The organism is Acetobacter sp. UBA5411 (genome assembly GCF_002409645.1).
Classification (GTDB): domain Bacteria; phylum Pseudomonadota; class Alphaproteobacteria; order Acetobacterales; family Acetobacteraceae; genus Acetobacter.
Genome location: NZ_DHNR01000015.1, coordinates 52,424 through 58,706, shown reverse-complemented (window position 1 = coordinate 58,706; position 6,283 = coordinate 52,424). Strand labels below are relative to the sequence as shown.

Here is a 6,283-nt window from a genome sequence, read left to right as displayed (position 1 = left end):
TTTTAGTAATACAAAAAACATAGACCTATATCAGAAAATTTTTAAAACGTTTTTGTAAATTATTCTACTATTTTTTGACGCTTTCCAGAATTGTTTCGTTGCTTGCATCTTCCTCGGAATCAATGAATGTTTAAACACACACATCTAGAAAAAAGAGCACGTTTTATTCTTGTGCTCCCCCTTCTCTGCTGCACCATGTGTAAAGCGAAAACAGATTCAGCACAGCAGACTGCCGTTCCGGTAGTCGAAGCCTTGCGTGTGGAAGAGGCTGATCAGAACACTCTGACTTTTACTGGCTTTTACGAAACAAGACGCACTGTCTCGCTTGCGTCAGCCCAATCAGGCCGTGTTGCTGCCGTTCTGGTGAATGTTGGTCAGCATGTTCACAAAGGACAGATCCTTGTCTCCTTTGACAAAACGGCTGTTCTTGAAAATGTTTCACAGGCTCAAGGTGAACTTGACGTCGCTCAAGCCGAAGCTGCCCAAAGTTCCAGCCTGCTGCGAAGAAGTCGCGGACTGGATACAACAGGGGGCCTCTCTACAGCAGAAGTCGAACAGAGGCGGTTTTCCAACAGAGCTTCTTTAGGAAAAGCACGATCTTCTCTTGCATCTCTACATCAGACACAAATCCAGGCAGCCGAAATGGATGTACGGGCATCGGAAGATGGTGTCGTCACATATATCGCCGCCACAACAGGAGGCATTATTACAGCAGGCAATGAGGTCGTTCGTCTGAATGCCGGTGAACCTGAAGTCCACATTCAGACGTTGCCTTCCGTAAACTTAAAGGTTGGCGACAAAACTGAAGTGATAATGCCCACCACAAATAACACCACACCAGTAATGGCCACAGTACGGGAAATAGATGCCGCCGTGGATAAAACCAGCCAGTTACGCGACGTTCATCTTACTCTAACTGAACAACTTCCTATTCCTGTCAACGCGCTCGTAAAAGTCTCCTTTCTTAAAGATCATGGAGACCCACTCCTTACGCGCATTCCTCTGACGGCTCTTGTGCCGGACAAGGATGGTTCGGCCCATCTGTGGGTTCTATCCAACCACGAAGAAGCACGCCTCCTTTTCCGTCGCATCACCATCAGGGAACTACGAGGAGCCGATGCTTTGGTTGAAGGCCTGCAACCGGGAGAAATCATCGTCGCCAGCGGGCCTGATACGCTTCAGGCCGACCAGAAAGTAAAAATCGCAGCCATACGGACCATTCTGTGATGATGGATCGTTTCAATGCTTCACGATGGGCCATTCAGCATTCGTCTTTGATCGGCTTCCTGATGGTCGTTCTTCTGCTTGCCGGAGGATACGAATTCACCCGATTGGGCCGCGCTGAAGATCCGGCTTTCACACTCAAGAACATGATTGTTTCAGCACAATGGCAGGGCGCGAGTGCGGAACAGATGCAGAAGCAGATCGCAGCGCCTCTCGAGCAAAGTCTGCGCAATGTCGAAGCTATTGATATTCTCAGCACCTATTGCATCCCATCTGCCTGCGTCACGCAGATTTTTCTTAAGGATAGCGAGCTGAAACAGAGTGTCCCGGGGATCTGGCAAAAGGTACGCAACACGCTGACAGATCTTGCACCGGAACTGCCATCCGATGTTGTTCTGTCCGCCAACGATGATTACGCAGATGTTTATGGTTACGTTTTTGCTCTGACCGGAGGTGAAAACGCAACCCTGATCCGAACAGCTGAATCGCTACGCAAAACCTTTCAACACATTCATGGTGTTGGAAAGGTACAGATTAGCGGAGAAATTCCACAGCAGATCACTGTCGATGTCGATCTCGGCTATCTTGCCGCACAGAACATTTCCATTGCCCAGATTTCCCAGGCCATCAACCAAAAAACTACTTTGGCCGCAGCCGGATCCGTTGATTTCAGGACAGTCATTCCCCTGAACATGACAGGCGCGTTGACCTCCCTGCCCTCAATCGAAAACACAGCCATTCCAGTTGGAAAAGGCCTCCTTCATCTGAAGGATATTTCCAAAATCAGTAGAGACTACACCAAACCCGCACCGTCTCTTGTGCGCTACGGTGGAAAACCTGCTGTCGTGATTTCTGTTGCCATGGCTCAGGGGGGAGACGGTCTTGTGTTGGGCAAGTCTCTCCACAGCGCCATGACAAAGGCATCAGCTGAGCTTCCTGCGGGGATGAAACTGTTTCAGGTAGAAGACCAGAGTCTTGTCATACGTGAAGCCGTCAATACCTTTCTGATCAAATTTGCTGTTGCCCTCACGGTGGTTCTTCTGGTCGCGTTCATCAGTCTGGGCTGGCGTTCAGGAGTGATCGTCGCGCTTTCTGTGCCGCTGACGCTCTCCGCCGTTGCCCTCTACATGGGGGCGATGAACATCAGTCTGGACCGGATTTCTCTCGGTGCACTCATCCTTTCTCTCGGATTGCTTGTTGACGATGCAATCATCAGCATCGAAGCCATGGTCGTTCAACTGGAAGCCGGTCACAGTCGGGAAGATTCAGCTGCCTTCGCTTGGACTCACACGGCTTTTCCCATGCTCACAGGCACACTTTTGACTGTCGTGAGTTTTCTTCCGGTTGGCTTGGCCCACTCTACGACCGGTGAATATGCTGGTGAGATTTTCTGGGTCAGCGGCGCTGCGTTGATCTTCAGCTGGATTGTCGCCGTTATCTTCATTCCCTTTCTGGGGGTGCACCTTCTGTCGGAAAACAAAAGCGCGCACTCTTCAGGAAACGCAAAACAAAGCAGAACAGCTCTTATTGGGGCCAAACTGCACACGCTTCTCGTCACAACATTGCGCCACAACCGCACGGTTGTGGGAGGAACGATACTTGTTCTGCTCCTCTCCATAATAGGTCTGTTTTTTGTCGATCAGCAATTTTTTCCACAATCTGACCGTCCTGAACTGATTGTGGATGTAGCCATGAAACCCGGCACATCCATCGAGCAGACAGGAAAGCTTGCCGAATATCTCGAAAAGAATCTGATTGGAAACGCTTCGCTTCGTCATATGGAAACCCATATTGGCGATGGTGCGCCCAGATTCTATCTGCCTTATGCGCCGGCAACCCCCAGCGCTTCTCACGCAACCCTTCTGCTTGTCGCACAGGATCTTCACGCGAGAGAGGATCTGATCCGGACAATCAATGCTCTTCCGGTTCCTCCTGACGTAAGCCTGCATGTCCAGTGCTTATCTCTTGGTCCTACAGCCGATTTTCCTGTCCAGTATCGCATCATCGGTCCGGATCCCTCTCAACTCCGCGATATTGCTCAGGACGTGACAGGCATTCTGAACCGAACCGGGCAAGCTGTCGGTATTCAATCCGATTGGGGCAGCCGAACGCCTACCCTCACATTTGACGCTGATCCTGACAGGCTGGCGCTTTTTCAGACAGATCGGGACAGTGTCGCTTCCCAGCTTCAGGCAGCCATTTCAGGAACCATCGCGGGGAACATTCCCAGCGAACAGAAAAGAATCTCGATCATCGTAAGGTCCGCAACGCCGCTGCGAAACGATCCCGGTCAATGGAATGATATTCCAATCAGAACCGGTGTCGGTATGGTGCCGCTTGGTCAGTTGGGAAGTATTCGTGCAACAAACGCCTTTCCCATTCTGTGGCAAAGGAATGGTGACCTGTGTCTGACGGTTCAATCAGACGTTGTTTCTGGTGTGCAGCCATCCAGCGTTGTCCAGAAAGCTACTTCTGATATCGCCAGTCTCACCCAAAGACTTCCTAGCGGTTATCGCATTGAAATCGGCGGAGATGCCGAGCTTTCTGACACAGCAAATGATGCAATCTTTACACTCCTGCCTCTGACCGTTGGACTGATGCTTCTGCTGCTGATGATACAGCTTCAGAATTTGCCGCGTTCTTTTCTGGTGATTGCTTCAGCTCCTCTCGGTCTGGTGGGCGCAGTGGCAGCATTGCTTATTTTTCAGGCACCCTTTGGATTTGTGGCGCTCCTTGGTCTGATTGCGCTTGCCGGCATGATCATGCGCAACACCATTCTGCTGGTCGATCAGATTCAGACAAACCATCAGGCAGGCATGCAGGCTGACGAAGCCGTCATTGCAGCAACCATGACACGCGCCCGTCCTGTCGTCCTCACGGCCCTTTCTGCAATCTTTGCCTTTATACCTTTGAGCTTCAATGTTTTCTGGGGCCCCATGGCGATCGTCATGATTGGAGGGCTTACAGGCGGTACAGTGCTCACACTGATCGCTTTGCCTGCTGTTTACACACTCCTCTTTGATCGCTCTTCCCGTCAGGTTGAGGATTTCAACCATGTCTGACCAGATCACATTGTTTCATCATATACGATTGTTCTCAGTTCTGGCTGCCTGCCTGATCTCCGGCTGCACAATGGGACCAAATTTTACACCGCCCGATCCGCATTTGCCTCATGTCTGGCAAAACGGTGATCAATCCCAAACGACAAAATCTATAGATCCAGATTGGTGGAAATCATTCAATGATCCGGCACTGAACGGCCTCATGGAGCAGGCAGGTCAAAACAATCCGGACATAGCCATGTCCCTGGAACGGATCAAAGCGGCGCGTCTTCAAAGAGGAGCAGTCTCTGCCGAAGGAATGCCAACACTTGATGGACAGGCAAGCTTCAGTCGGGAGCGTCTGGCGACGGCCGGTGTGGGACAGGTGTTGCAATCCCTTCTGGGACTTGAGTCGCGACAGTTTGGATCAGAGCCGGAAGGTGTCGCTTATTCAAATTACAGTATAGGCGGTGTCGCCTCATGGGAGCTTGATCTCTGGGGGCGTCAACGACGTATGAGAGAAGCAGCCAAGGCCGAATATTCTGCGGTTCAGGCTGATGCCGACGCTCTCCGGCTTTCCGTGCAATCAGAAATAGCAAGAACCTATTTCCAGTGGCGCAACACCAGAGACGATTTAACAAGAGCAGAAAAAGATCTTGAAACCAACAATACTCTTCTGAGTATTGCACAAACAGTGAGGCAACATGGTCTTCTGGCTTCTGTTGATCTGGATGATAAACTGACAGCCCGGAACACGGCTCTTGTCGAAAAAGACGGCCTGACAGCCAAGGCAGGCTCTCTGCATCGGGCGCTAGCTACTCTGGTTGCAGGCCGCCCGGACGCAGATCTTCCAGCCCTGACTCGCTCTACCCCCGTGCAAAACACCGTCATTCCGGAAACGGTTGCTGGCATTCCTTCTGAAATTGCGAGAAATCGGCCTGACATACGCGCGGCTGAAGCACGCCTTCATACCGCAACAGCCTTGATCGGCGTTGCTAAAGCCGATTTCTATCCCAAACTCATGCTGACGGGACAATTCTCTCTTGATGCCCTGACGGTTGCTGAACTGGGCTGGAACGCTCGCAACACGTCCTTTGGACCATCACTCACCTTGCCGATTTTCAACGGGGGACGTCTTTCTCGCCAACTGGAACTACGACAATCCGCTGCCCGCAGCGCTGCCATCGCGTATCAGATTGTTGTTCTCAATGCATGGAAAGAGATTGAAGATCTTCTGGCAAACCGCCGGTTTCTTCGACAGAAATATGAAAGTCTTCTGACTGTTGATAACGAAAGGAAAGAACGGATCGTGGCGCTGACAGATCGTTACCACCACGGCGACATCGCCAGAACCGATCTTCTGATGGCCATCCTGTCCGGCAATGAAACCCGGACAGAACTGGACCGCACCCGCACGGCTCTTCTGGTCAATGAGGTGGACCTTAATGCCGCATTAGGCCGTTCTTCATAATTTCTGGGAGTTATTCGTGCAATCATGAAGAGCTTATACGGAGAAATCAATATTCCTTTTGCTGTCCGGGCAGCGGCACAGATGTAGGCTGTCCTTTGATCCCTGCGTAGACAAGCAGCACAACTGTCTTTTCATCCCCGGCAACACCACGATGTGCGTCGTCAACGGACTCTGTAAAGGCTTCTCCGGCATGGAAAGTCTTGTGAACACCGCTCTCTTTATCCTGAATGGTCAGAGCACCTTCCAGCACATATCCTGCATTCGGATAGGGATGTTTATGCCAGGGGAGCGCTGCCTTGGGTGCAATGGTCAGTTTCAGAACCGTCAGTTCCGGAGTGCCACTTGCATAAGGTGCATAAGGCTTTCCGTTCCAGGACGCCGTTGATTTGACAAGAATATCCGCTGATCCACTTTTGGCAGGTTCGGCATGCAGAGGAGCGACAGTTGTCGCTGCAACACCGGTCAGCACAGAAAGCGACATCAAAAAACGCTTCATCAGTCTTTCATCCTTCGTAGTATTTTCCTGCTCAGTCAGACTGCATAAAAA

The 6,283-nt window shown here is 51.1% G+C and carries 4 protein-coding genes; 3 read left to right on the top strand and 1 reads right to left on the bottom strand.

Annotated elements, in window-relative coordinates; all coding sequences use genetic code 11:
• The first annotated feature begins 126 nt into the window (after positions 1-126).
• The 3 genes from B3759_RS04340 to B3759_RS04330 are packed head-to-tail and all read left to right on the top strand — an operon-like array spanning position 127 to position 5,736.
• The gene (locus tag B3759_RS04340; protein ID WP_291363962.1) at positions 127-1,227 is read left to right on the top strand and encodes an efflux RND transporter periplasmic adaptor subunit; all 1,101 of its coding nucleotides are present in this window, start codon (positions 127-129) and stop codon (positions 1,225-1,227) included.
• Positions 1,227-4,286: an efflux RND transporter permease subunit gene (locus B3759_RS04335; RefSeq protein ID WP_291363960.1), complete on the top strand. Its 3,060-nt coding sequence runs from the start codon at positions 1,227-1,229 to the stop codon at positions 4,284-4,286. The genes B3759_RS04340 and B3759_RS04335 overlap by 1 nt, the downstream gene beginning before the upstream one ends.
• Complete coding sequence (locus B3759_RS04330) at positions 4,279-5,736, top strand: efflux transporter outer membrane subunit (protein ID WP_291363958.1); 1,458 nt, start codon at positions 4,279-4,281, stop codon at positions 5,734-5,736. The genes B3759_RS04335 and B3759_RS04330 overlap by 8 nt, the downstream gene beginning before the upstream one ends.
• Before the next feature lie 46 nt (positions 5,737-5,782).
• On the opposite strand, the gene B3759_RS04325 is transcribed toward B3759_RS04330, so the two are convergent.
• On the bottom strand, positions 5,783-6,232 hold the full coding sequence (locus tag B3759_RS04325; RefSeq protein ID WP_291363956.1) for a cupin domain-containing protein: 450 nt from the start codon (positions 6,230-6,232) through the stop codon (positions 5,783-5,785).
• Positions 6,233-6,283 lie beyond the last annotated feature (51 nt).

Coding starts and splice junctions, on each gene's coding strand:
- B3759_RS04340 (WP_291363962.1), top strand. CDS start 127: ATGTTTAAACACACACATCTAGAAAAAAGAGCACGTTTTATTCTTGTG.
- B3759_RS04335 (WP_291363960.1), top strand. CDS start 1,227: ATGATGGATCGTTTCAATGCTTCACGATGGGCCATTCAGCATTCGTCT.
- B3759_RS04330 (WP_291363958.1), top strand. CDS start 4,279: ATGTCTGACCAGATCACATTGTTTCATCATATACGATTGTTCTCAGTT.
- B3759_RS04325 (WP_291363956.1), bottom strand. CDS start 6,232: ATGAAGCGTTTTTTGATGTCGCTTTCTGTGCTGACCGGTGTTGCAGCG.